The sequence below is a fragment of the Solicola agrisoli genome, assembly GCF_049059935.1.
In the GTDB taxonomy this organism is placed as follows: domain Bacteria; phylum Actinomycetota; class Actinomycetes; order Propionibacteriales; family Nocardioidaceae; genus JAURVT01.
The window spans coordinates 37,345-62,670 of record NZ_JBMGQR010000007.1; the positions used below are offsets into that span (position 1 = coordinate 37,345).

Genomic DNA, 25,326 nt, shown 5'->3' on the forward strand with positions numbered 1-25,326 from the left:
CTACTTCTCGAACGTCGAGGCGCAGAAGTTCTCGATCTGGTCGGTGGTGCCGCTGATGATCAGCTCGTCGTACGGCTCGACGACGGTCTCCGGCCGCGCGTAGGTGAAGTCCTCGCCGCGGCGCTTGATGCCCACCACCGTGACGCCGAACTTCGAGCGCAGCCGGGAGTCCTCGAGCGTCCTGCCGCTCACCTGGCCGGGAGCGCGCGTGCGGGCGATGGCGAACCGGTCGTCGAACTCCATGAAGTCGATCATCGAGCCGGTGACCATGTGGGCCACCCGCTCCCCCATCGCAGACTCCGGGTAGACGACGTGCGTCGCGCCGACCTTGTCCAGGATCGTGCCGTGCTGCTTGTTGATCGCCTTCGCCCAGACCTCCTCGATGCCGATCTCGACGAGCGCGAGCACCGTCAGCAGGCTCGCCTCGACGTCGGTGCCGATGCCCACGACGGCGCGGTCGAACTGGTCGACGCCCAGCTGGCGCAGGACGTCGGCCTGGGTGGAGTCGGCCTGGACGACCTGGGTGAACTCGTGCGACCAGCGCTGGACGAGCTCGGGGTCCTCGTCGATCACCAGGACGTCGTGGCCGAGGGCGCGCAGCGACGTGGCCACGGCGGTGCCGAACCGGCCGAGGCCGATCACGGCCACCGGGTGGTCGCCGGCGTGCTGCTCGCGCTTGCCCATGGGTGCTCCTCGTCAGGTGGTGGGTGTGTCGACGTCCGGTCGGCTCAGCCGATGATCGGGCGCTCCTCGGGCAGGCGGTAGCGCCGGGGAGTGCTGCGCAGCGCGAGCGCGGACGCCGCGGCCACGGTACCGACGCGCCCCACGAACATCAGCACCATGAGCACGCCCTGGGCGTCGTAGGGCAGGTCGTAGGTGATGCCGGTGGACAGCCCGACCGTCGCGAAGGCCGAGGTGACCTCGAACAGGACGGCGTCGAGCTCGTAGGAGGTCATGGTGAGCAGGAGCAGCGTCGAGACGGCCACGAGCATCACCGACAGCAGGGCGATGCACAGCGCCTGGCGGAGCGTGGACGCGCCGATGCGGCGGTTGCCGATGGTCACGTCGTCGTCGCCGCGGATCTCGGCGAGGATCACGAAGGCGAGCAGCAGGAACGTGGTGATCTTGATGCCGCCGGCCGTGCTCGCGCTGCCGCCGCCGATGAACATCATCACGGTGGCGACGCCGAGCGTCTCGGGCCTGACCTCGCCCCAGCTGAAGCTGTTGAAGCCGCCCGAGCGGGGCATGACGCCGCCCTCGATGCCGGTGACGAGCTTCTCGACCAGACCGGTGCCGCCGATCGTCGCCGGGTTGTTCCACTCCGACAGCAGGAACAGCACGACGCTCAGCACGAGCAGGCCGATCGAGCCCCAGACCGTCAGGCGGGTGTGGATCGTCCAGCGGCTCGGGCGCCGCCAGCCCGTCCAGAGCTCGGCCATCACCGGGAAGCCCAGGGCCCCGACGAACACGCCGAGCGAGATGGTGCCGATGATCCAGACGTTGCCGGCGAAGCCGACGAGGTTGTCGGACTCCAGGGAGAACCCCGCGTTGTTGAACGCGCCGACGGAGTGGAACACGCCGTGCCACAGTGACGTCGCCCACGAGTCGTAGTAGCCGCGGTAGGCCACGGTGAGCACGGCGGCGATGACGGCCTGGAAGGCCAGCATCATCACCGCGACGCGGCGCAGCAGCTGGCGCAGGCCACCGGGGTCGACCAGGCGCATCTCGGCCTGGGCGAGCATCCGGGTGCGCATGCCGAGCCGGCCGCCGACGGCCATGCCGAGGACGGTGGCGATGGTGGTGATGCCGAACCCGCCGACCTCCATCAGCACGAGGATCACGCCCTGGCCGAACGGCGTCCAAAAGGTGGCGGTGTCGACCGACGCGAGGCCGGTGACGGTGACCGCCGACGTCGAGGTGAACAGCGCGGGCATGACCACCGGTGAGTCGTGGTCGGCCCGCGAGATCGGCAGCATCAGCAGGGCCGAGCCGATGACGATGCCGGCGAAGAACAGCAGCGGCAGCAGGCGGACGGGGTGCGCGACGGCGCGCACGCCCTTGCTCCACCCCGCCTGCCACGACACGAGTGACGAGGCTACAGCGTCGGGCGGGGCAGCACGGTGCGCACGAGAAGACCGGCGGCGAGCGCCCAGAACGCCGCGCCCACGCCGAGCACCGAGAGCCCGGAGGCCGCCACCAGGAACGTCACCCCGGTCGCCTCAGGACGCTCGGTGCCGTCGAACGCCGACGACAGCGAGGCGACGAGCGTCCCGAGCAGGGCGAGACCCGCGGCGGCCTCCACCACTCCCGGTGGCGCCGCGGCCACGACGACCGCCAGCCCGGCCGCCACGGCGCCGATGACGACGTACGTCCAGCCGGCCGCCTGCGCCGCCCGCCAGCGGCGCGACGGGTCGGGGCCGGCGTCGGGCGAGGCGGCCAGGGCGGCGCTGATCGCCGCGAGGTTGACCGCGTGGACGCCGGCCGCGGCGCCGACGACGGTGCCGACGCCCGTCACCGCCATCGCCGGCCGCCACGGGACCGTGTAGCCGAACGACGCCATCACCGCGACGCCCGGCACGTTCTGCGAGGCCATCGTCACGACGTACAGGGGCAGTGCGATGCCGACGACCGCCTGGACGGTGAGCGAGGGCGTCGTCAGGCTCAGCGACGGCAGCAGCTCCGACGCCGCGGGCGCGTCGCCGCCCGCGACGAGGGACCCGACGACGACGCCGAGCGCGACCACGAGCGAGCCGGGCACGGCCCACCGCGGCGCGACGCGGAGCAGCACCAGCCAGGTCGCCACGACGGGCGCGACGAGCGCGGGCCGGTCGACGAGCGACAGGGCCGGCGCGAGGCACAGCGGCAGCAGCACGCCGGCCAGCATCGCCTGCGCGAGCGGCCGCGGGATGGACGCGACGAGCGACCCGAGCCGCGGCCACGCCGCCGTCAGGACGACGAGCGCGCCGACGACGACGAACGCGCCGACCGCGGCCGGCCACCCGCCCGCCACCGCCCCGGTGGACGCGAGCAGCGCCGCGCCGGGCGTCGACCACGCCAGCGTGATCGGCATCCGGTACCGCCAAGACAGCCAGATCATGCCGGCGGCCTGCACCAAGCACATCGTCAGCAGGCCGGACGCCGCCTGCTCGGCGGTCGCGCCGACGGCCCGCAGCCCGGCGAGCACGACCGCGAACGAGCTGGTGAACCCGACGACCGCGGTGACGACGCCCGCGAGCACCGACTGCGTCCGCTCCTGCATGCCGCCTCCTGCTGTTCTGTAAACAGAACGATAGCCTGGTCCGATGACTGGCACGCACCCCGCGGTCGGGGCCCGGCTGCGCGAGGTGCGCCGCGCGCGCGGCCTGAGCCTGTCGCGTCTCGCCGCCGAGGCGGGCGTCGGCAAGGGCACGCTGTCAGAGATCGAGGGCGGCACCCGCAACCCCACGCTGGAGACGCTCTACCGCCTGGCCGGACGGCTCGCCGTCCCGCTCGCCGACCTGCTGGCCGAGGGCGCCGGCAGCACCGTCGCCGACGAGGTCACCACGGTGACGCTGCTCGACGCCCGGTCGGACGACGCCGGCACCACCGTCGAGGTCTACCGGCTCCTCCTCGACGCCGGCGGCACCCGTCGCTCCCCCGCCCACGGCGCGGGCGTCGTCGAGCACCTCACCGCCACCCGCGGCGCGTTCCGCGTCGAGGTGGGCGACGCGGTGCTGGACGTGGCGACGGGCACCTCGGCGCGGTGGACGTCCGACGTCCCCCACGCCTACACCGCCACCTCCCCCCACCCCGCCGAGGCCGTCCTCGTCATCACCACCCCCGCGCCACCGGCGCGTTGAGGTCCGAGCTCGTCAACGCATCGACCGCTGGTGCGTTGGACACCTCGGACCTCGAGCGCGGGTTTGCGCCACTCGGCGGTCAGGTGTCGGACCAGGCGGACCAGAGGCGGGCGTAGCGACCGCCGGCGGCGACGAGCTCGGCGTGGGTGCCCTGCTCGACGACGCGGCCGGCGTCCAGGACCACGACGCGGTCGGCGGTGGCGGCCTGGGTGAGGCGGTGGGCGACGACGATGCTGGTGCGGCCCGCGGTGGCGGCGGACGCGGCGGCCTCGAGGTCGTGGGCGCCGGCACTGCCGGCCTCGGCGGTGGCCTCGTCGAGGATGACGACGGGCGGGTCGACGAGCACGAGGCGGGCCAGGGCGAGCTGCTGGGCCTGCGGGGCGGACAGGTCGTGGCCGCCCTCGCCGACGACCGTCGCGAGTCCGTCGGGCAGCGCGGACACCCACGACGTCGCACCCACGAGGTCGAGCGCGGCGAGCACCTCGTCGTCGGTCGCGTCGGGACGGCCGAGCCGGGCGTCGGCGCCGAGCGTGCCGGCGAACACGTGGACGTCCTGGCTGACGAGCGCGACGTGGCGGCGCAGGCCGCGGTCGCCGAGCTCGTCCTGGGGGACGTCGCCGACGCGGACGGTGCCGTCGGTGGCGAGCACCTGGCCGGCGACGACCGACGCGAGGGTGGTCTTGCCCGCGCCCGTGGCGCCGACGAGCGCGACCTTCTCGCCCGGACGCACCTCGAGGTCCACCTCGTGCAGGACGAGCGGGCCGTCGTCGTAGGCGTGCGAGACCTTGGCGACCACGACGCCGGAGTCGCGCGGCACGGACGCCTTGGCGGGCTCGTCCGGCAGCGGCATGTCGATGACGCCCACCAGCCGCGCCAGGCTCGCCCCGGCGGACTGGATGGAGTCGAACGTCATCATCAGCGTGCCCAAGGGGCCGAAGAGCCGGTGGAAGAACCAGGCTGCGGCCGTGGCGGCGCCGACGGTGATCGCGTCGGCGTCCACGAGCCAGAACCCGGTCACGAGGATCGCCGACAGCGCGAGCAGCTCGGCGCGGTTCATCGACCCGCCGAACCGGGTGAGGAGGTGGAACACGTCGATGGAGATGTCGCGGGCCTCGGCCGACCGCTCGTCGACGCGGGCGACGTGCTGGGCCTCGGCGCGGTAGGCGCGCAGGGTGTCCGCCCCGCTCATCGCCCCGACGAGGGCCTGGGCCCGCTCACCCAGCGCCCGTCGCTCGGCGGCGTACATCGGCCCGGACCGCGGCAGGTACCAGCGCACGCCGTGGACGTAGACGGGCAGCGCGAGCAGCCCGGCCAGGCCGAGGCGCCAGTCGAGCCCGAAGATGCCGCCGAGCGTCACGACCGTCACGGCCGCGGCCTGCACCACCTGGGGCACCGTCGTGCTGATCGCCTGGGTGACCACGGAGACGTCGTCGCCGACGCGGCTGAGCAGGTCGCCGCTGCCGGTGGCCTCCACCTCGGTCGAGCGGAGCCGCAGGGACCGGGTGACCACCTGCTCGCGCAGGCTCGCGAGCACCGCCTCGGCGACGCGCGACATCAGCATCACGCCGACCGTCAGCGTGGCCCCGGCACCGACCGCCGAGACGACGAGGAGCACCACCGTGCGGGGCAGCGCCTGCGTGCCCGCGCCGTCGAGGGTGTCGTCGACGAGGCCGCCGAGCACGAGCGGCGCCATCAGGCCGAACCCGGCCGAGGCGACGAACGCGACGACGGTGACCGCCGCGGCCAGTCGGTGCGTGCGCAGCGCCCGCCCCAGCCCGGCCGCGGTCTGACGGGCGTCGGCGACGGGCATCAGCGTGCGCGGAGCCGTCACCGGGTCACCGCCGCGCGGTAGGAGTCGGTGGCCAGCAGCTCGTGGTGGGTGCCCTCGGCCACCACCCGGCCACCGTCGACGACGACCACGCGGTCGCAGCGGTCGAGCACGGCGGGGCTGTGGGTGGCGACGAGCGTGGCGGCGTCGGGGTCGGCGTGCCGCAGCCGCACCAGCCCGTCGGCCACCTGGGCCTCGGTGACGGCGTCGACGGCCGACGTCGGCTCGTCGAGCACCAGTACGGGCGGGGACGCGAGAAGCGCGCGTGCGAGTCCGAGCCGCTGGCGCTGGCCGCCGGACAGCCCGGCGCCGCGGTCGGTGAGCCGGCGCTCGAGACCGTCGGGGTGCGCCGCGACGACGTCGCCCGCGCCGGACGCCGCGAGCGCGAGGTCGCGCTCGTCGGCGGACGCCTCGGGGCGCCCGAGCAGGAGGTTCTCGCCGACGGTGCCCTCGAACAGCTCCACCTGGTGGGCCTCGACGAGGACGGACGCGCGCACGTCGGCGAGGCGCAGCTCGGCGAGCGGCGTGCCGGCCACGAGCACCCGGCCGCCCACCTCGGCGGGACGGGCGCGTCCGGCGAGGACGGTGGTGAGCGCGTCGGTGTCGCTCTGCGCGTGGGCGACCAGGCCCACCAGCTCGCCGCGGGCGAGGTCGAGGTCGAGCGCCGTCAGCGAGCCGTAGGTCAGCCCGCGCAGGCTCAGCGGCGCCCCGCCGCCGGGGGACGCGGTGCCGTCGGACGACAGGTGCGGCAGCGACTCCACGGCGGCCAGGCGGCGCGCGGACGCGAGGGCGGCGGCGACGGCCGTCAGGCAGGCCCCCACCATCGCCACCGGCTCGGCGACGAACTGCGCCAGCCCGATGACGGTGATCAGCTCGCCGATGCTGATCCGGCCCTGCAGCGCGAACCAGCCCGACGTGCCGGCGACGACGGCGAGGAACAGGCCGCTGAGCAGGGTGGAGGCGCCGAGCGAGACGCCGCGCCAGGTGGCGGCGCGCAGCGTCAGGGCGAGGGTCTCCTGGCTCGAGTCGACGTAGCGCCGGGCGGCGTGCTCCTCGGCGCCGATCCCGCGCAGCGCACGTCCACCCTGGACGAGGTCGGTGGCGGCGGCGGTGGTGCGGCCGAGCGAGGCCTGCTGGTCGGCGGTGCGGCGGGCGACCAGCGGCGTCGTCAGCTGGACGACGCCGAGCACCAGCGGCACGCCCACGAGCACGACGAGGCCGAGCAGCACGTCGATGCGCAGCAGCACGACGGCGCTGATCACCAGCCCGGCCACGCCGGCGACGACCCACGACACCGCGGGCACGGCCTCGACGGCGCGGTCGGCGTCGGAGGTGGCGAGCGTCAGCATCTCGCCGGGACGCAGGTCGGTGTCGAGGTCGCGCGGGTCGAGGACGCGCCGGGCGACCTCGACGCGCAGCAGGTGCGTCTCGTGCATCTCGGCGGCCACGATGAGCCGCGCACCGAAGCGCCAGGCGTAGGTGAGCACCGCGAACAGCACCACCATCGCGCCGATGCCCACGAGCAGCGCGGTGCCGTCGCTCGGTGCGACCGCGCGGTCGACGACCTGCCCGATGACGACGGGCACCATCGCCTCGCAGAGCTGGTGCAGGCTCACCAGCACCATGCCCAGCGCGATGCGCCGGCGCTGGCGCCAGAAGGCCCGCCGGAGGAGTCCGCCGCCGGTCAAAGCCCGGCGGCCTCGAGGCGCCGGTCGACCTCGTCGCTCAGCTGCTCCTCGTCCAGGCCCTGCTTCTCGCCCTCGGCGTAGACGGTCTCGAGGTCGATGCCCGACTGCTCGTAGCGGCGCATCCACTCCTCGGCCTGCGCACGCCAGTAGCCGACGATGCCGTAGGTGCCGCGCGGGAGCCCACACTCCTGGCGCAGGTGGCGCTTGGCCGCGCGGGTGGCGGCGGCCTCACCCGCGACGTAGACGTAGCCGGGACCCTCGGGCAGCGAGGTCGAGGCGACGATCTCGCCCAGCCTGCTGGTGCGGCCGAGGTCGGGCGTGTGGTGCCAGGTGACCGCGTCGCCCAGCTCGGCGAGCTCGTCCTCGGGGCCGTGCACCTCGACGTGCGCCGTGGTGCGGACGCCGTCGGGCGCCTCCTCGATCATCCGGCCGATGGCCGGCAGCGCGACGACGTCGCCGTACAGCACCTGCCAGGTGGCGTCGGCCGGGCGGGCGTACCAGCTGGTGGTGGTGGAGACGCCCACGGTCTCGCCCACGCGGGCCGACTGGGCCCAGGTGGTGGCGACGCCCTCGTCGTGGACGACGACGTCGAAGGTGATGGTGCCGGTGACGGCGTCGAAGCGACGCACGGTGTACCAGCGGGTGTGGGAGTAGGCGTCGTCGCCCTCGGGCACGTCGTCGGGGTGCACCACCGAGCCGTCGGCCCGCGGCACCCCCAGCAGGAACGCCTCGTCGGGGACGCCGGTGGTGCTCCAGCCGGCCATCAGCGGGCCGCCGACCTCGAGTCGCACGAGGTGGGGGCTGAGCCGCTCGGTCCGCAGGACCTCGGCCAGGGAGTAGGTGAGCTCACGCGCCATCGGCGAGCACCTCCGTCCGGTCGGTGTGGGTGGCGTGGTGGCGCCCGATCGGCACCACCATCGGGGTGCGGGACACCGGGTCGGGCACGACGCGCGACGCCATGCCGAACACCTGGGCGACGGTCTCCTCGGTGACGACGTCGGAGGGCGCTCCCTCGCCGACCACGCGGCCGTCCTTCATGGCGATCAGGTGGTCGGCGTACCGGCAGGCGAGGTTGAGGTCGTGCAGCACGATGACGATCGTGGTGCCGGCCCGACGGTTCAGGTCGGTGAGCAGGTCGAGCACCTCGACCTGGTGGCTGACGTCGAGGTAGGTGGTGGGCTCGTCGAGCAGCAGCAGGTCGGTCTGCTGGGCCAGTGCCATCGCGATCCAGACGCGCTGGCGCTGCCCGCCCGACAGCTCGTCGACGGGACGGTCGGCGAGCTCGTGCGTCTCGGTGACGGTGAGGGCGTCGGTGACGGCCTGGTCGTCGGCGGCGGTCCAGCTGCGGAACCACCCCTGGTGCGGGTAGCGGCCGCGGCCAACGAGGTCGGCGACCTTGATGCCCTCGGGCGCGACGGGGTGCTGGGGCAGCAGCCCGAGCATGGTGGCGACCTTCTTGGTGGGCATCGAGTGGATGCTCTCGCCGTCGAGGACGACGGTGCCGGCCGACGGCGACAGCAGCCGCGCCATGCCGCGCAGCAGGGTGGACTTGCCGCAGGCGTTGGCGCCGACGATGACGCTCACCTGCCCGGGGGGCACCTGGACGGTGAGGTGGTCGACGACGTGACGGTCGCCGTAGCCCAGGCAGACCTTCTCGGTGCCGAGCGCGTGTGCACGGGTCATGGGGGTCCTATCCGCCGCGGCCGACGCGGTTGGTCGTGACGAGCAGCCAGATCAGGTACGGCGCCCCGACGATGCCGGTGACGACGCCTACGGGGAGCTGGGTGCTCGGCAGGGCGTGCTGGGCGACGAGGTCGGAGGCGAGCATCATCACCGCGCCCACCACCATCGCGGGGACGAGCGCCAGGCCGACGTGGCCGACCAGGCGCTTGGCGATCGGGCCGGCGACGAACGCGACGAACGCCACCGGTCCGGCGGCGGCCGTGGCCACCGCGGCGAGCGCGACGCCGACGACCATCAGCGACAGCCGCGCACGCTCGACCGGGACGCCGAGGGCCTGCGCGGCGTCGTCGCCGAGTCCGAGCTGACGCAGGTAGCGCCCGAGCAGCAGCGTGAGCGGGACGAGGACCGCCAGGCACGCCGCGAGGACGCCGACGGCCTGCCACGTGGAGGCGTTCAGGCTGCCCGTCAGCCAGACGAGGGCCTCGGCGGCGCTGGTGATCTCCGCACGGGTGATCACGTAGGAGACCACGCTGCTGAGCATCGCGCCGATGCCGATGCCCACCAGGACGAGCCGGTAGCCGGTGACGCCGTTGCGCCAGGACAGCACGTAGATCGCGACGGCGGTGGCCAGCGCGCCGACGAACGACAGCAGCGAGACCGCCGCTCCCCCGAGCCCCAGCACGATGATGCCGATGACGGCGGCGGCGCTGGCGCCGAAGGAGATGCCGATGATGTCGGGCGAGGCGAGCGGGTTGCGCACCAGCGTCTGGAACACGATGCCCGAGAGGCCGAACGCGGCACCGGTGAACACGGCGAGCACCGCACGCGGCAGCCGCAGCTCGCGGACGATGAAGTCGCTGGCCGGGTCGCCGGCACCGAACAGGGTCCTGACCACGTCGAGCAGCGGGATCCGGAAGTCGCCGAGCGACAGCGCGACGCAGAACAGCACGAACAGCACCGCGAGCAGGGCCCCGGTGACCGACACGACGCGCGCGTGCCGACGCCGTCGACCGCCGACCACCGCGTGGGTGGACTTCGGCGGGGCCACGAGGCCGAGGGGCGAGCGGTCGAGGACGGCCATGGCTCAGAGCTCCGCGAGCTTGCGACGACGGACGAGGGCGATGAAGAACGGGGCACCGACGATGGCCATGACGATGCCGACCTGCAGCTCGCCGGGCCGCGCGACCACACGTCCGATGACGTCGGAGACGAGCAGCAGGATCGGGGCGAGTAGCGCCGAGTACGGCAGGATCCAGCGGTAGTCCGGGCCGGTGATGATCCGGGCGAGGTGCGGCACCGTCAGCCCGAGGAAGCCGATCGGGCCGGCGACCGCGGTGGCCGCGCCGCACAGCAGCACGACGGCGAGCGCCGAGACGATGCGGGCGGTGGCGATCCTCTGGCCCAGGGCGCGGGCGACGTCGTCGCCGAGCGAGAGCGCGTTGAGCAGACGGCCGGTGACGAGCGCGAGCACGACGCCCACCGCCACGAACGGGGCGATGTCCCACAGCTGCGCGGGCTTGGCCGCGGCGAGCGAGCCGACCGTCCAGAACCGGAAGCGGTCGAAGGTCTCGACGTCGGTGAGCAGGACGGCGGTGGTGACCGAGACGAGCGCCGCGCTGACGGCCGCGCCGGCCAGGGCCAGCTTGACCGGCGTGGCGCCCTCGCGTCCGATCGAGCCGATCGCGTAGACGCCCACGGCCACCACGGCGGCGCCGACGAACGCGAACCACACGTAGCCCGAGGCGGCCGAGACGCCGAAGACGCTGATCCCGATGACGACGAACAGCGCGGCGCCGGCGTTGACGCCGAGCAGGCCGGGGTCGGCCAGGGGGTTGCGGGCCACGCCCTGCATGACCGCGCCCGAGAGGCCGAGCGCGACGCCGACCATGACGCCGGCGATCGTGCGCGGGATGCGCAGGGTGCGCACGACCAGCTGGTCGGTGTCGGTGGGGTCGGTGTTGCCCAGCGCGCCGAGGACGTCGGACATCGTCAGCGGCCGGCTGCCGTAGCGGACGCTCAGCAGGCACGCCGCCAGCAGCGCCACCGCCAGCACCACGAGCCCGACCGCGAGGGCAGGGGTCCCCGCTCGGCGCTGGGGGCGCGGCGACAGCGTGGCTGCGGCCGACGGGCGGACGGACGTCGACATGACTCGGTAAGGCTAACCTAACGATTCTCGGGGCCTCAACGGCCCGTGGCGCGGGTCACGCGACGGCGCCGGCGGCCGGCGTCTGGGCCGCCGCGGCCTCGGCCGCGGCGTTCTGCTCGGCCTTCCACGCCCGGAAGCCCTCCTCGGTCTCGCCGGAGCGCCAGTAGGCCGACACCGAGAGCATCGAGCGGTCGACGTCGCGCTCGCCGAGCAGGAACGGGCGCACGGTGCGCATGACGCGCGACTCGCCGTGCACGAAGGCCTGCACCGTGCCGTCCGGCCAAGGCATCTCGCGCACGGCCTGGTCCAGGAGCGCCACCGGCGGCGCGTCGCCCCGGAACAGCCAGGTGACGTCGAGGTCGCCGTCGGAGACGAGCTCGATCGTGTCGTCCGCGCTCTCGACCTCGAGCACCGCGCGGACGGGGACGTCGGCCGGGATCTCCTCCAGCGCCGCCGCGATCGCGGGCAGCGCGGCGTCGTCGCCGACGAGCAGGTGCCAGTCGGCGTCGGGCGAGGGACGGTAGGCGCCGCCCGGGCCGACCAGGAACAACGCGTCCCCGGGCTGCGCGGCGGCGGCCCACGGGCCCGCCACGCCGCTGTCGCCGTGCACCACGAAGTCGATGGTCAGCTCGCGCGCCTCGGCGTCGACGTCGCGCACCGTGTACGTGCGGACGACGGGCCACGCCTCCTGCGGCATCGTCGCGCGCACGACCTCGATGTCGACCGGGTCGGGGTAGGTGTGGTCGGGGTGGAGGAACCAGAGCTTGACGTAGCGGTCGGTGAAGCCCTGGTCGCGCTCGACGAACGCGTCGAACCCGGGACCGGTGACGACCACGCGGCGCAGGTGCGGGCTGAGGTCCTCGGTGCGGACCACCTCCCAGCGCTGCGGCGCGGGTCGGCGTCGAGGTGCAGGTGCCATCGGGACGGTGCCTCCTAGAATCAGGTCTGCTGCACCGCTCGCACCGCGGTCAGCGTGACTTAGGGCAGCCTAACACCACCTCGGTGAGGCTCCCCTGCCCTCAGCTCCTCGCTCGAAAGGCACCTCGTGCTCCGCTCCGGCATCGACCACACCCACGTCGACCCCGCCGTCCGCGTCCAGGACGACCTGTACCGCCACGTCAACGGCGGCTGGCTCGACACCGCGCAGATCCCCGCCGACCGCGCCACCGCCGGCTCGTTCGTCACCCTCGTCGACGAGGCCGAGGCCCAGACCCGGGCGATCATCGAGGAGGGCCGCGACGCACGCGCCACCACCGACGACGCCGAGCTGGCCAAGATCGGCGCGCTGTACGCGAGCTTCATGGACACCGACCGCGTCGAGGAGCTCGGTGCGGCTCCCCTGGCCGACGACCTCGCCCGCGTCGAGGCGATCGGCGACGTCGCCGGGTTCGTCCGGACGCTCGGCGGCCTCGAGCGCACCGGCGTCGCCGGCGTCATCGGCATGTACGTCGCCCCCGACCAGGGCGACCCCGAGCACTACGTGGTCAGCGTCCTGCAGGCCGGGCTGGGCCTGCCCGACGAGTCGTACTACCGCGAGGACGGGTTCGCCGACGCCCGCGCCGCGTACGAGAAGCACGTCGCGGCGATGCTCGACCTCGCCGGCGTCGACGACGCACCCGCCCGCGCCGCCCGCATCCTGGCGCTGGAGACGCTCGTCGCGCAGCAGCACTGGGACCGCGTCGCCTGCCGGGACGCGCAGAAGACCTACAACCCCACGACGTTCGACGAGCTCGTCGCGGCCGTCCCGTCATTCGACTGGGCGACGTGGGCCGACGCCGCCGGCATCGAGCGGTCGGTGCTCGACCGCGTGGTCGTCCGTCAGCCGTCCTACCTGTCCGGGCTCGACACCCTGCTCACCGACGAGCACCTCGAGGCCTGGCGCGACTGGCTGCGCTGGCAGGTCGTGCACTCCGCCGCCCCCTACCTGTCGTCGGCGTTCGTCGAGGCGAACTTCGACTTCTACGGCCGCACGCTCAGCGGCACCGACGAGCTGCGCGCCCGCTGGAAGCGCGGCGTCGGGTTCGTCGAGCGCACGATGGGCGAGGCGGTCGGCAAGGTCTACGTCGCCCGGCACTTCCCGCCCGCGGCCAAGGAGCGCATGGACGCGCTCATCGTCAACCTCGTCGACGCCTACCGGCACAGCATCGGCGACCTGACGTGGATGTCGCAGACCACCAAGGCGCGCGCGCTGGACAAGCTCGAGGCGTTCACGCCCAAGGTGGCCCACCCCGTGCGCTGGCGCGACTACTCCGCGCTCGAGGTGCGCGACGACGACCTGCTCGGCAACGTCCGCTCCGCGCTCGCGTTCGAGCTCGACCACGAGCTGTCCAAGCTGAAGGGGCCGGTCGACCGCGACGAGTGGTACATGACGCCGCAGACCGTCAACGCGTACTACAACCCCACGATGAACGAGATCGTCTTCCCGGCCGCGATCCTGCAGCCGCCGTTCTTCGACGCCGAGGCCGACGACGCCGTCAACTACGGCGCGATCGGCGCGGTGATCGGCCACGAGATCGGCCACGGCTTCGACGACCAGGGCTCGCACTACGACGGCACCGGCAAGCTGTCGAACTGGTGGACCGACGACGACCGCGCCGCCTTCGACGCGCTCACCCAGCGCCTGGTCGACCAGTACGGCGTGCTGTCGCCCGAGGGCACCGACGGCCGCACGGTCAACGGCGAGCTGACGATCGGCGAGAACATCGGCGACCTCGGGGGGCTGTCGATCGCGTACAAGGCCTACGCGCTCGCGCTGGACGGCGCCGAGGCGGCCGTCATCGACGACCTCACCGGCGACCAGCGCTTCTTCATGTCGTGGGCGCAGGCGTGGCGCTCCAAGGTGCGCGACGCCGAGTCGATCCGCCGGCTCACGGTCGACCCGCACTCGCCGCCGGAGTTCCGCTGCAACCAGGTGGTGCGCAACATCGCCCCCTTCTACGACGCGTTCGGGGTCGGCGAGTCCGACGAGCTCTGGCTGGACCCGGCCGACCGCGTGACGATCTGGTGAGCCCCTCCCGCGGGCCGCTGCGGCGCCAGCTGCAGCTCATCGGCGTCACCCTCGGCGACTGGCGGCCCACGTGGCCGCGGGTGCGCGGAGTGGCCCGCGGTTTCGTCACCTCGTTCCTCGCGCTCGCCGTCAGCCTCTGGGCGCTGCCGGGCGCGCAGGTCGAGGGCGCGACGGCGGTGGCGTCCCTCGCCGTCGCCGTGCTCTTCCTCGGCGCGTTGTTGCGCCCGGTGCTGGTGAGCCTGACGGTGCTCGCGGGGTCGCTCGGCATGCTGCTGGCCGGCATCCTCGCCCAGGCGCTCGTGCTCGGCCTCGCGCTCAGCATCGTCCCGGGGGTCCAGCCGTTCTCCTGGCCCGAGATCATCGTCGCCTCGTGGGCCGCGGCGGCCGTCGCGGCGGGCGTCAACTGGCTCTTCGACGCCAGCTCGGACGACGCGTTCCTCGGGCAGGTGCTCGGCCGCGTCGTCCGACTCGCGCACGTGCACGACACCCCCGGCCCGGGGCTGCTCGTCGTCCAGCTCGACGGCGTCAGCGAGCCGCTCCTGCGCCAGGCCATCACCGCCGGCGCGATGCCCACCCTGTCGCGGTGGCTGCGCTCGGGCGAGCACGTGCTGCGCGGCTGGCACACCGGCCTGCCCGCCACCACCCCCGCCGGCCAGGCGGTGCTGCTGCACGGCGACGTCAGGTCGGTGCCGTCGTTCCGCTGGTACGACAAGGAGCAGGGGCGGATGGTCGTCGCGAGCCACCCGGCCGACGTGGCCGAGGTCGAGCGGGGCCTCAGCGACGGACGCGGGCTGCTCGCCGACGGCGGCACCAGCGTGTCCAACCTGTTCTCCGGCGACGCCCCCACCCGTCTGGTGACGATGAGCGACGCGCGCCTGCCGTCGTCCGACCGCGGCGCGGCGTCGTTCTTCACCTCGCGCAGCGGCTTCGTGCGCTCGATCGTGCTGTTCCTCGGCCAGATGGTCACCGAGTGGCACCAGGGACGCCGCCAGCGCCTGCGCGACGTCCAGCCGCGGGTGCGCCGCGGTGGCGTGTTCGTGCTGCTGCGCGGCCTGACGACCGTCGTCCTGCGCGACCTCAACGTCTCGATCGTGGCCGAGCAGATGGCCCGCGGCACCCGCTCGGTCTTCGTCGACTTCGTGGACTACGACGAGGTCGCCCACCACGCCGGACCGAGTCGACCGGAGTCGATGCGCACCCTCGAGGGCCTCGACCGCGTGCTCCAGTTCTTCGAGCAGGTCTCGGCCGAGGTGGCCCGCGACTACACGATCGTCGTCGTCTCCGACCACGGCCAGAGCCAGGGCGCCACCTTCCTCCAGCAGGACGGACGCACGCTGAGCCAGGTCGTCGAGGCGCTCGTCGCCGGCGGCGGCAGCGTCACCACGGGGGACGACGGCGCCCGTCCGTCCGAGCCGTGGGGCCCGGCGAACGTGCTGCTCACCGGTGCCACCCGGTCCAACCGCGTGGTGGGCGCCGCGGCCCGGTCGGCCCAGCGTCGCCGCCACGGGGAGGGCTCGCGCGACGAGCTCACCGTCGACCGGCGCCGCGACGTCTCCGAGCCCGCCGACGTGGACCAGGTGGTGGTGGCCGCGTCGGGCAGCCTCGCGCACGTCTACCTCGCCGACGAGCCCGGACGCATCGCCCGCGACCGCATCGACGCGCGCTGCCCCGGCCTGGTCGAGGGGCTGGCCGCGCACCCCGGCGTCGGGCTGGTGGCGGTCCGCACCCCCACGGGCTCGCTGCTCGTGGTCGGTGCCGACGGCTGGCGCGACCTGCGCGACGGCGAGCCCGTGGACGGCGCCGGCGTCGACCCGCTGCTCCCCTACGGCCCGCGGGCGGCCGCCGACCTGTGCGACCTGGACCGTCGCGACCACGTCGGCGACCTCGTGCTCCTCGGCCGCTACGACCGCTCGCTCGGCGAGGTCACCGCGTTCGAGGAGCTGGTGGGCTCGCACGGCGGGCTCGGCGGCGAGCAGACGCAGGCGCTGCTCGTCCACCCGTCCGGCTGGGACCTGCCCGGCGCCGAGGAGTCGCGCGCGCTCACCGGCACCGAGGTGCACGCCGCGCTCGTCGGCTGGCTGGACCAGAACGGGCTGCGGACCGCTCCCCCGGCCGCCGTCGAGGCACCCCGCTCGCAGGTGTCGCGGTGAGCGACCTCGCCGTGACCTGGTGGGGCCACGCCACCTGCACCGTCGAGCTGGACGGCGCACGCGTGCTCACCGATCCGTTGCTGCTCGACCGGCTCGCCCACCTGCGCCGGTTCGCCCCCACGCCGCCGGACGAGGCGCGGACGGCGGACGTCGTCCTCGTGTCGCACCTGCACCCCGACCACCTGCACGTGCCGTCCCTGCGCCTCGTCGCCGACGGGGCCGTGTTCGTCGTCCCCCGCGGCGCGGCGGGCTACCTGCAGGCGGCCGGCGTGCCGTCCGAGCGGGTGCTCGAGGTGGTGCCCGGCGACCGCGTCGACGTCGCCGGGGTCGACGTCGAGGTGCTGCCGGCGGCGCACGACGGCCACCGCCACGTGCTGTCGCGCGTCACGGCACCGGCGCTCGGGTTCCGGCTCGCGCACGGCCGGCGGACGCTCTGGTTCCCCGGCGACACCGGGCTGACCGACGACATGCGCGACGTCGACCCGGTCGACCTCGCGCTCGCGCCCGTCGGCGGGTGGGGGCCGACGCTGCCCGTCACGCACCTGGGGCCGGCGGAGGCGGCCGTCGCCGTCGGCCGCGTCGGCGCGACGCACGCCGTCCCCGTCCACTACGGCACCTTCTGGCCCCGCGGGATGACCCGCCTGCAGCGACACCGCCGGCTGTTCACCGAGCCCGGCACACGCTTCGCCCACCAGCTGACGCACCGGTCGCCGTCCACCCGCCCCTGGGTGCCGGGCCACGGCGAGCGGCTCGTCCTGCCGGCGGTGACCCCGTGATCGACGAGGGACTCGGGCTCGTCGCGCTGCTCAGCCTGTTCGGCGCCGTCGCATTCGGCGCCGTGGTGCCCGTGGTCCCCACCGGCGCAGCCGTCAGCGCCGCGGCCGTGCTCGCCGAGGGCACCGCCCCGTGGGAGCTGGTGCTCGTCGTCCTCGTCGGAGCAGCCGGCGCCTACGTCGGCGACGTCATCACCTACGCCGCGCTGCGGGCCGCCGGAGAGCCGCTGGCGCACCGCGTCGGCTGGCTGAACCGCGACGACCCCGACGGCGCACTGGCCCGCACCACCGCCCGGATCGAGCAGAACGAGGTCCGCGTCCTGCTGCTGTCGCGCCTGGTGCCCGGCGGACGCATCCCGGTGCTGCTCGCCGCCGCGCTCGGCGGCTACCCCTGGTACCGGTTCGCCGTCGCCGACGTCGGCGCCGCCACCTTGTGGTCGGTGGTCTACGCCGCCGTCGGCCTGCTCGGCGACGCCCTGTTCCCCTCGGCCCGCGACGCGGTCGTCGCCGCCGTCGTCCTCGCCGTCCTCGTCACCGTCGCCCTCCAGCTCCTCAAGCGCCTCACCTCCCGCTCCCCCTCCCACCCCGACTCCCCCACCCACCCCGCCTGACCCCGCGATCCGCCGGTTCTGCAGGGCCCGTCCGCCGGTTCTGCTGCCCCCGTCCGTCGGTCCGGCACGCAGGCGACGGCCGAAGCGACGGACGGCTCCCGTCGAAGTGACGGACGGGACCGGCCGAAGTGACGGATGGCGGGTTAGGTTCCGGGGGTGACGACCGACCGCAGCGACCCGCGCACCTCGACCGACCTGCACCGCGTGCAGCGCCGGACGGTGGGGGTGCTCGCGGCGGCGCAGGTGGTGGGCGGGATCGGCTCGGGGTCGGGCCTCTCGGTGGGCGCGCTGCTGCTGGCGGACATGTCGGGCTCCTCGGCCGTCGCCGGGCTCGCGACGACGATGCTGACGCTCGGTGCCGCCGCCGGCTCGATGCCGCTGGCCCGCCTCGCCGCCGCCCGCGGACGACGTCCCGGGCTGGCACTCGGGTGGGCGCTGGCCGCGACGGGCGGCGCGGTGGTCGTCACCGGGGCGGCCCTCGGGTCGGTGCTCCTCGTGCTCCTCGGGCTGGCCGTCAGCGGCATCAGCAGCGCCACCAACCTGCAGTCGCGCTACGCCGCCACGGACCTCGCCGAGCCGAGCGACGTCGGACGGTCGCTCGGGCTCGTGGTCTGGTCCACGACGATCGGCGCGGTGCTCGGCCCCAACCTGACGGGCCCCGGCGCCGCGGTGGCCCGGTCCGTCGGCCTGCCCGACCTCGCCGGGCCGTTCTGCTTCTCGGTGGTCTCCTTCGGGGTCGCGGCGGTCCTGATGCTGCTGGCCCTGCGTCCGGACCCCCTCGTCCTCGCGCGCACCCGCGAGCCCGCCGCCGCGCCCGGCACCACGGTCGTGCGCCACGGGTTCGCCGACGCGTGGCGCACCGTCCGCGCCAACCCGACCACCTCGGCGGGCGTCGCGACCGTCGCCACCGCGCACGCCGTCATGGTGTCGGTGATGGCGATGACGCCGGTGCACATGCAGGACCACGGGGCGGCGCTCGAGATCATCGGGCTGACGATCAGCCTGCACATCGCCGGCATGTTCGCGCTCTCCCCCGTCATGGGCTGGCTGGTGGACCGCTGGGGCGCCACCCGCACCGCCGTCCTCGGCCAGGTGGTGCTGCTCGTCGCCGTCGCGGTCGCCGGCACCGCCGGGGCGTCCGAGGTGCGGATCACCGTCGGCCTGGTGCTGCTCGGCCTGGGCTGGTCGGCGTCGCTGATCTCCGGGTCGGCGATGGTGGCCTCGTCCGTCGACGGACCCGAGCGCACCGCCGTCCAGGGCCTGTCGGACGTCGCGATGAACCTCGCCGGGGCGCTCGGCGGCCTGCTGGCCGGCGCCGTCGTGGCGCTCGCGGGGTTCGAGGTGCTCGCCGTCGCGGCGGGCGTCCTGGTGGTCCCGCTCCTGGTCCTGCACCTGCGGCGCGGGCCCCTGACCGGCGTCGGGGCGGCGCGGTCGGCAGACTAGGGCCATGTCCTCCACCGAGACCGACGACCACACCACCGGCGGGCGCTACGTCAGCTCCGGCGAGGAGTTCGACCGCGACACGAACTACATCGGCACCCGCGTCACCCGGGACGGACGGTTCGGCTACCCCGTCGAGGCCGGCCGCTACCGGCTCGTGGTCGCCAACGCGTGCCCGTGGGCGCACCGCTCGATCATCGTGCGGCGCCTGCTCGGCCTCGAGGACGTCATCTCGATGGGCGTCTGCGGCCCCACCCACGACGAGCGCAGCTGGACCTTCGACCTTGACGAGGGCGGCGTCGACCCCGTCCTCGGCATCCCCCGCCTGCAGGACGCGTACCTCAAGCGCTTCCCCGACTACCCCAAGGGCATCACGGTGCCGGCGATCGTCGAGGTGGCCACCGGCGAGGTCGTCACCAACGACGTCCCCACGATCACCCTCGACCTGTCGACCGAGTGGACCGAGCACCACCGCGCCGGTGCGCCCGACCTGTACCCCGAGGCGCTGCGCGCCGAGATCGACGAGGTCGCCGACCTGGTCTTCCACGACGTCAACAACGGCGTCTACAAGTGCGGGTTCGCCGGGTCGCAGCGTGGCTACGAGCGCGCCTACGACAGCCTGTTCGCCCGACTCGACTGGCTCAGCGACCGCCTGGAGCACCAGCGCTACCTCGTGGGCGACACCATCACCGAGGCCGACGTGCGGCTGTTCACCACGCTCGTGCGCTTCGACGCCGTCTACCACGGGCACTTCAAGTGCAACCGCCAGAAGCTGAGCGAGATGCCGGTGCTGTGGGACTACGCGCGCGACCTGTTCCAGACTCCCGGGTTCGGCGACACCGTGGAGTGGCAGCAGATCAAGGACCACTACTACGTCGTCCACACCGACCTGAACCCGACGCAGATCGTCCCCAAGGGCCCCGACACCGGCAACTGGTACGTGCCCCACACGCGCGCCGCGCTCGGCGGCCGTCCCTTCGGCGACGGCACCCCGCCCGAGCCCCTGCACGCCTGACCGGACGCGGCGGCCGCCGGTGCTACGTTGGCCGCCGTGTCTGACGCCCCTCGCCCCGCCCGGCCCACGTTCGCCGAGTTCCGGGCGATCGCCCAGCCGCCGGAGATCCGGGCCCGCAAGTCGGCCGAGCACTGGACCGCCGACCTGTACCTGCGCGACATCTCGCCCTACCTGAGCCGGCCGCTCGTCCGCCTCGGGTTCAGCGCCAACGGCGTCACCGGTCTGATGATCCTGTGCGGCTGGGCCGCCGCCGCCTCCCTGCTGCTCCCGGGCCTCGGCGGTGTCGTCCTGGCCGTGTTCTTCGGGCAGCTGCAGATGCTGGTCGACTGCTGCGACGGCGAGGTCGCGCGGTGGCGCGGCACGTCGTCGCCCGCCGGCGTCTTCCTGGACAAGATCGGCCACTACACGACCGAGGCGCTGATCCCGATCGCGCTGGGCGTGCGCGCCGCGGGCGGGGTCGGCGACGCCGCCGAGCACCCCGGCTGGATCGCCGTGGGCGCGCTGCTCGCCGTCGTCATCATGTTCAACAAGGCGCTCAACGACATGGTGCACGTGTCGCGGGCGTTCGCCGGGCTCCCCCGGGTGCCCGACAGCGCCGAGGCCACCGCCCCCCGTCCGGGCCTGGTGGCCAGGCTGCGCCGCGCTGCGCGGTTCGTGCCGTTCCACCGGCTCTACCACTCGGTCGAGCTGACGCTCCTCGCGCTCGCGGCCGCCGTCGTCGACCTGCTCGTCGGGGGCACCGACGCCACCCGGGTGCTCGTCACCGCGCTGCTGCCGCTGGCGCTGCTGGCGGTCGTCGGCCACGTCGCGGCGATCATGGCGTCGTCGCGCCTGAAGGCCTGACCGTGGCGCGACTCCCCACCACCACCCTGGCTCCCGCCGCCGCCCTCGCCTCCACGGCCGGCGCGCTCGTGTCGGGCGTGCTCGGCCCGCCGCTGCTCACCGCCCTGCTCCTCGCCGTGTCGGTGGCCGCCGACGCGTGGACCGTGCGGTCCTCCCCCGCCCGCGAGCTCGTCCTCGAGCAGGGCACCGTCGGACGCTCGTCGCGCGTGCTGCTGCGTGCGCTGGCCGTCGCGTTCACCGGCGTGGACCTGTGGACCACCGGCCAGGCCGTCGCCTACGCCGTCGTGCTCGCCGTGTTCCTGCTCGGCCACGGCACGTGGGTGTTCTGCCAGCGCCAGCTGGGCAAGCGACACGCCCGACCGGTGCGCGTGCGCAACATCGACGTGCCCGACGCCGGCCCGCGCCGGGTGCTCGGCCTCCGCCGCCACCACTGGCGACGCGAGGTGCCCGCCGAGCTGGCCGTGCTGCTGCCGTCGGTGCTGGCCGAGGTCTTCGACGTCTGGGCCGTGCTGCTGCTCGGCGCCGCGGCCGCCGTCCTCATGCTCGCGCTCGTCGCCGGCCCGGTGGCCGACGTGCTCGCCAACCGCCGCGCACGGGTGCCCGAGGGCGAGATGGCGCCCAAGCTGCGCCCGCTGCAGGCGTTCGTCCACGAGCACCGGCCCGAGGTCGTCCTGCACCTCGCGGGCGGCGCCACGTCGGCCTACCAGGTCAACGTCTGGCTGCGCACGCTCGAGTCGCTCGACCAGCGGGTGCTGCTGCTGCTGCGCGACGACGAGCTGTTCGACCACCTGGCCCCCACCACGCTGCCCGCGGCCTGCGTCGTCGCCGGCACCGACGTGATGAGCCTCGACCTGTCGTGCGTGACGGTCGCGCTGTTCCCCACGCACGTCGGCAGCAACCTGCACGTCCTGCGCCTGCCCACCTTGATGTCGACGTTCATCGGCCACGGCGACAGCGACAAGAACGCTTCGGTCAACCCCTACGGCCGCGTCTACGACGAGCTCTGGGTGGCCGGCGAGGCCGGCGCAGACCGCTGGCGCCGCGCGCACGTCGGCATCGACGAGGACCAGCTGGTGGCCGTGGGCCGTCCCCAGATCGCCGGGGTCGAGCGGGTGGGCTCCCGCGCGCGCGGCCCGCGTCCGACGCTGCTCTACGCCCCCACGTGGGAGGGCTGGAACTTCGGCCAGGAGTACTCCTCGGTCGGGCCCATCGGCGTCCGCGTCGTCGAGGCCGCGCTCGCGCACCCCGCGGGGTTCCGCGTGATCTACAAGCCGCACCCGCTGCTCGGCGTCCGCGACCCGAAGGTCCGCGGCGCCCACCAGCGCATCGTGCGCCTGCTGGCCGCCGCCGATGGCGACCACGAGGTGGTCCAGGGCCCGTCCGGCCGCGAGCTGTTCGCCTGCTTCAACGACGCCGACGCGCTCGTCACCGACATCTCCAGCGTCGTCAGCGACTTCCTCGCCAGCGAGAAGCCCTACGCGGTGTTCGACTTCTCCGGGAGCACCCGCGAGCACTTCGTCGCCGAGTACCCGTCGGCGTCGGCGTCGACCGTGCTCGGACGCGACGGCTCGGGCGTCGCGGAGTTCCTCGACGTGGTCGGCGGCGTCGTGCCCGACGAGCAGGTCGAGGCGCGGGCCCGGCTCGCGACCTACCTGATCGGCCCGCCGGAGGACCGCTCGCTCGAGCCGTTCGCGCGCGCCGTCACCGCGCTGTCGGCCCGCGCCCGCGCCGAGCGCGCCCAGCACCGCGAGACCGCCCGTGGCTAGCCGCCGCGTGGCCCGCGCCCGCCACGTCGCCCGTCAGCTGCGGGCGAGCGTCACCAACCGGCTCGGCGCCGACGCGTTCGCCGCCGAGTGCGCCGCGCGCGGCCCCGTCCCCACCGGGGCGGTGTGCCTGTGGTTCGCGTCGGGCCCGGAGAACACCTACCAGCTGACGCACTGGCTCGGGCCGCTGGAGCGGTTGGCCGAGTCGGTGCCCGTCGCGATCGTCGTGGCCCGCCCCGACACCGGGCGCGCGGTGCTGGCCGCCACGTCATTGCCCGTCGCGTTCGCGCCCAGCTCGCGCGCGCTCGAGACGCTCGTGCACGAGGCCGACGTGCCGGTGGTGCTCTACGTCAACCACGTCGAGCTCAACTTCCGGATGCTGCGCTTCGCCTCCCCCGTGCACGTCTACCTCGGGCACGGCGAGAGCGACAAGGACTCGAGCGTCTCCAACCAGAACCGCGCCTACGACCGCGTCTTCGTCGCCGGACGCGCCGCCCAGGACCGCATCGCGTCGCACCTGCGCGGCTTCGACGTCGACCGTCTGACCCGCACGATCGGCAGCCCGCAGCTCGACGACGACCACGCCGGCGCACCGGACTGGGCGCCCGACGGGTCGATCCGCGTGCTCTACGCCCCCACATGGGAGGGCGACCGCCCGCGCATGGCGTACGGCTCGGTGCCCACGCACGGCGTCGCGCTCGTCCGCGCCCTGGTCGCCGACCCGCGGTTCCGGGTCGTGTACCGCCCCCACCCGCGGGCCGGCTACAACGACCCCGCCACGCGCGAGGCCGACGCCGCCGTCCGGGCGGTCCTCGCCGAGCACGGCGACCGGCACCTGGTCGACATCGGCGCCTACGGGTGGCAGTGGGACTTCTGCGACGTCTGCGTGACCGACGTGTCCTCGGTGGCCTACGACTGGCTGGCCACGGGCAAGCCGCTGCTCGTCACCCGCCCGGCCGACGCCCGCGCGTTCCTTCCCGACTCCCCGCTGCTGCGCACCACGCCCACGCTCGACGCCGCCGACGCCCCGCAGGCGGCCGACGTCGTCGGGGCTCTGGCCGCCGACGACCGGGGCGACGCCCGCGCCCGCCGGCTGGAGGCCGCCGCCTACTACTTCGGCGACACCGCGGACGGTGCGAGCACCCGACGCTTCGGCGAGGCCGTGCGCGAGGCCGTGGCCTACGCGCGCGAGCACCCCGTCCCGGTGGTGCCCGACCACTAGCCCCTGCGGAGCCTCCGGGCCACCGAGGCGGCGCGCTGGCGCACCGTCGAGCGCAGCTCGGCGGCCACCGGCGGGGTGGAGCGCAGGGCGTCGAGCTCGGCCTTCATCGCGTAGAGCTCGGCCGGGGTCAGACCCATCAGGGTCTGCACCGGGGCCGGGAAGTCGAGCGAGTCGAGTCGTGCGTCGAACGCCGACGGGTCCTGACCGTCCTGGTACACGTGCGGCAGCCCGTGGCGCGCGAGGAAGGCCTGGAAGACCTCCCAGCGCTGCTGGTGCCCCTGGTTCATCGGCTCCCAGTCGGCCTTGGCGTACAGCTCGGCGGCGTCGACGTCGTCGGTGATCTCGTTGACGGGGACGCGCGGGATCTGGTGGTAGTCGGCGAGCTCGAGGGTGCGCGAGTCGTGCGCGAGCACCAGCGCCGGCGTGCCCGCGAGCAGCGCGGCGATGTTGCCGTGGATGCGGGTGCCGAAGGAGAAGTCGTAGCCCTTCAGGTGGTCGAACCAGGTGACGGGGTCGACGAAGAACCGCACGCGGTCCTGGGCGATCAGCGGGTGGTCGAGGTACACCGGCACCCCGGCCGCGATCTGGCGCTTCTTCACGCCGGGGTACGCGCCGGTGAGCATCAGCTCGAGCGTGAGGTGGTCCTGGGCCATGTAGCGCAGGTTCGGGTACGCCGCGGCGTGCCGCTGCGAGATCGCGCCGGTGGGCAGCACGTAGGGCGAGACGTTGAACGCGATCGGCGACTCCGACGTCAGCGCGTCGACCTTCTTGTGCACGCTCAGGTCGGGGCCGTTCATGAACATCGACGGGCAGCCGATGACGTCGACGACGTCGTCGCCGAAGCCGAGGCCCGCGAGGTACTCGGCGGTGAAGCCGCCGCGGACGCCGATGGACGGCGAGCGCTCCAGCACCGCCTTGACGAAGCGGCTGACGGGGCGGGCGAGGTCGTCGAAGCGACCGTTCTCGCCGCCGAGGGTGGCCTGCGCCCCGACGCCGACGACGCTCACCGGGATCGTCAGGTTCTCGATGATCTCGCTCATGGCGTCGAGCGGCTCGATGAAGCTGAACCGGAAGGCGTTGGCGAGCGGGATGACGACGTGGTCGTACCGCTCGTTGATCGCCTTGGCCTTGTCGCGACGCAGGCGCGCCGCCTCGAGCTCGGTGCCCTCGGTCGAGAGCAGCCGGAAGACGGACTGGCTGAAGACCAGGTTGCCGGTGTTGTCACCGATCAGGTTGCGCTCGCGGGTCTCCTCGACCGAGGCGACGCGGAACGGGCTCTTGTGAGCACGGACGAGGATCCTCGTCACTATTCTGGCCT

Annotated in this window: 21 protein-coding genes; 10 read left to right on the plus strand and 11 right to left on the minus strand. The window is 74.2% G+C overall.

Going from position 1 to position 25,326, the window contains the following annotated elements; genetic code table 11:
* From ACI6PP_RS04315 to ACI6PP_RS04325, 3 genes are read right to left on the minus strand one after another with little or no spacing between them, the layout of a single operon-like run.
* The gene (locus ACI6PP_RS04315; protein ID WP_421109417.1) at positions 1-684 is read right to left on the minus strand and encodes a potassium channel family protein; all 684 of its coding nucleotides are present in this window, start codon (positions 682-684) and stop codon (positions 1-3) included.
* 44 nt (positions 685-728) lie between these two features.
* Positions 729-2,084 (minus strand): TrkH family potassium uptake protein, encoded by a 1,356-nt coding sequence (locus ACI6PP_RS04320; protein WP_421109418.1) that lies wholly within the window; start codon positions 2,082-2,084, stop codon positions 729-731.
* Positions 2,085-2,095: 11 nt separating this feature from the next.
* Positions 2,096-3,259 carry a benzoate/H(+) symporter BenE family transporter gene (locus ACI6PP_RS04325; protein WP_421109420.1) on the minus strand — a complete coding sequence of 388 codons (1,164 nt, stop codon included), beginning with the start codon at positions 3,257-3,259 and terminating at the stop codon, positions 2,096-2,098.
* A 43-nt stretch (positions 3,260-3,302) separates the two neighbouring features.
* On the opposite strand from ACI6PP_RS04325, the gene ACI6PP_RS04330 reads away from it, so the two are divergent.
* Positions 3,303-3,839 (plus strand): helix-turn-helix domain-containing protein, encoded by a 537-nt coding sequence (locus ACI6PP_RS04330; protein WP_421109422.1) that lies wholly within the window; start codon positions 3,303-3,305, stop codon positions 3,837-3,839.
* A gap of 79 nt (positions 3,840-3,918) precedes the next feature.
* On the opposite strand, the gene ACI6PP_RS04335 is transcribed toward ACI6PP_RS04330, so the two are convergent.
* The 7 genes from ACI6PP_RS04335 to ACI6PP_RS04365 are packed head-to-tail and all read right to left on the minus strand — an operon-like array spanning position 3,919 to position 12,103.
* Complete coding sequence (locus ACI6PP_RS04335) at positions 3,919-5,670, minus strand: ABC transporter ATP-binding protein (protein ID WP_421109424.1); 1,752 nt, start codon at positions 5,668-5,670, stop codon at positions 3,919-3,921.
* Positions 5,667-7,355: an ABC transporter transmembrane domain-containing protein gene (locus ACI6PP_RS04340; RefSeq protein WP_421109426.1), complete on the minus strand. Its 1,689-nt coding sequence runs from the start codon at positions 7,353-7,355 to the stop codon at positions 5,667-5,669. Before ACI6PP_RS04340 ends, ACI6PP_RS04335 begins: the two co-directional genes overlap by 4 nt.
* Positions 7,352-8,212 carry a siderophore-interacting protein gene (locus ACI6PP_RS04345; RefSeq protein WP_421109428.1) on the minus strand — a complete coding sequence of 287 codons (861 nt, stop codon included), beginning with the start codon at positions 8,210-8,212 and terminating at the stop codon, positions 7,352-7,354. Before ACI6PP_RS04345 ends, ACI6PP_RS04340 begins: the two co-directional genes overlap by 4 nt.
* Positions 8,202-9,038: an ABC transporter ATP-binding protein gene (locus tag ACI6PP_RS04350; protein ID WP_421109430.1), complete on the minus strand. Its 837-nt coding sequence runs from the start codon at positions 9,036-9,038 to the stop codon at positions 8,202-8,204. Before ACI6PP_RS04350 ends, ACI6PP_RS04345 begins: the two co-directional genes overlap by 11 nt.
* 7 nt (positions 9,039-9,045) lie before the next feature.
* Positions 9,046-10,119: a FecCD family ABC transporter permease gene (locus tag ACI6PP_RS04355; protein WP_421109432.1), complete on the minus strand. Its 1,074-nt coding sequence runs from the start codon at positions 10,117-10,119 to the stop codon at positions 9,046-9,048.
* 3 nt (positions 10,120-10,122) lie between these two features.
* The gene (locus ACI6PP_RS04360; RefSeq protein ID WP_421109433.1) at positions 10,123-11,184 is read right to left on the minus strand and encodes a FecCD family ABC transporter permease; all 1,062 of its coding nucleotides are present in this window, start codon (positions 11,182-11,184) and stop codon (positions 10,123-10,125) included.
* A gap of 55 nt (positions 11,185-11,239) precedes the next feature.
* Positions 11,240-12,103 carry a siderophore-interacting protein gene (locus ACI6PP_RS04365; RefSeq protein WP_421109434.1) on the minus strand — a complete coding sequence of 288 codons (864 nt, stop codon included), beginning with the start codon at positions 12,101-12,103 and terminating at the stop codon, positions 11,240-11,242.
* A gap of 126 nt (positions 12,104-12,229) precedes the next feature.
* On the opposite strand from ACI6PP_RS04365, the gene ACI6PP_RS04370 reads away from it, so the two are divergent.
* From ACI6PP_RS04370 to ACI6PP_RS04410, 9 genes are all read left to right on the plus strand, one after another.
* Positions 12,230-14,191, plus strand: a complete 1,962-nt coding sequence (locus ACI6PP_RS04370; RefSeq protein ID WP_421109436.1) for a M13 family metallopeptidase — start codon at positions 12,230-12,232, stop codon at positions 14,189-14,191.
* Positions 14,188-16,341 carry a phage holin family protein gene (locus ACI6PP_RS04375; RefSeq protein ID WP_421109437.1) on the plus strand — a complete coding sequence of 718 codons (2,154 nt, stop codon included), beginning with the start codon at positions 14,188-14,190 and terminating at the stop codon, positions 16,339-16,341. The genes ACI6PP_RS04370 and ACI6PP_RS04375 overlap by 4 nt, the downstream gene beginning before the upstream one ends.
* A complete protein-coding gene (locus ACI6PP_RS04380) occupies positions 16,338-17,117 on the plus strand; it encodes an MBL fold metallo-hydrolase (protein ID WP_421109438.1) in 780 nt (259 codons plus the stop codon). The genes ACI6PP_RS04375 and ACI6PP_RS04380 overlap by 4 nt, the downstream gene beginning before the upstream one ends.
* Positions 17,114-17,725 (plus strand): DedA family protein, encoded by a 612-nt coding sequence (locus ACI6PP_RS04385; RefSeq protein WP_421109439.1) that lies wholly within the window; start codon positions 17,114-17,116, stop codon positions 17,723-17,725. The genes ACI6PP_RS04380 and ACI6PP_RS04385 overlap by 4 nt, the downstream gene beginning before the upstream one ends.
* 156 nt (positions 17,726-17,881) lie before the next feature.
* Positions 17,882-19,168: an MFS transporter gene (locus ACI6PP_RS04390; RefSeq protein ID WP_421109441.1), complete on the plus strand. Its 1,287-nt coding sequence runs from the start codon at positions 17,882-17,884 to the stop codon at positions 19,166-19,168.
* Positions 19,169-19,172: 4 nt separating this feature from the next.
* Complete coding sequence (locus tag ACI6PP_RS04395) at positions 19,173-20,180, plus strand: glutathione S-transferase family protein (protein WP_421109443.1); 1,008 nt, start codon at positions 19,173-19,175, stop codon at positions 20,178-20,180.
* Between the two features lie 36 nt (positions 20,181-20,216).
* Complete coding sequence (locus ACI6PP_RS04400; protein WP_421109444.1) at positions 20,217-21,023, plus strand: CDP-alcohol phosphatidyltransferase family protein; 807 nt, start codon at positions 20,217-20,219, stop codon at positions 21,021-21,023.
* Between the two features lie 2 nt (positions 21,024-21,025).
* Positions 21,026-22,789 (plus strand): CDP-glycerol glycerophosphotransferase family protein, encoded by a 1,764-nt coding sequence (locus ACI6PP_RS04405; protein WP_421109446.1) that lies wholly within the window; start codon positions 21,026-21,028, stop codon positions 22,787-22,789.
* Positions 22,782-24,008 carry a CDP-glycerol glycerophosphotransferase family protein gene (locus ACI6PP_RS04410; protein ID WP_421109447.1) on the plus strand — a complete coding sequence of 409 codons (1,227 nt, stop codon included), beginning with the start codon at positions 22,782-22,784 and terminating at the stop codon, positions 24,006-24,008. Before ACI6PP_RS04405 ends, ACI6PP_RS04410 begins: the two co-directional genes overlap by 8 nt.
* Here ACI6PP_RS04410 and ACI6PP_RS04415 read toward each other — a convergent pair.
* Complete coding sequence (locus ACI6PP_RS04415; RefSeq protein WP_421109448.1) at positions 24,005-25,315, minus strand: polysaccharide pyruvyl transferase family protein; 1,311 nt, start codon at positions 25,313-25,315, stop codon at positions 24,005-24,007. The genes ACI6PP_RS04410 and ACI6PP_RS04415 overlap by 4 nt on opposite strands.
* Positions 25,316-25,326: the final 11 nt, after the last annotated feature.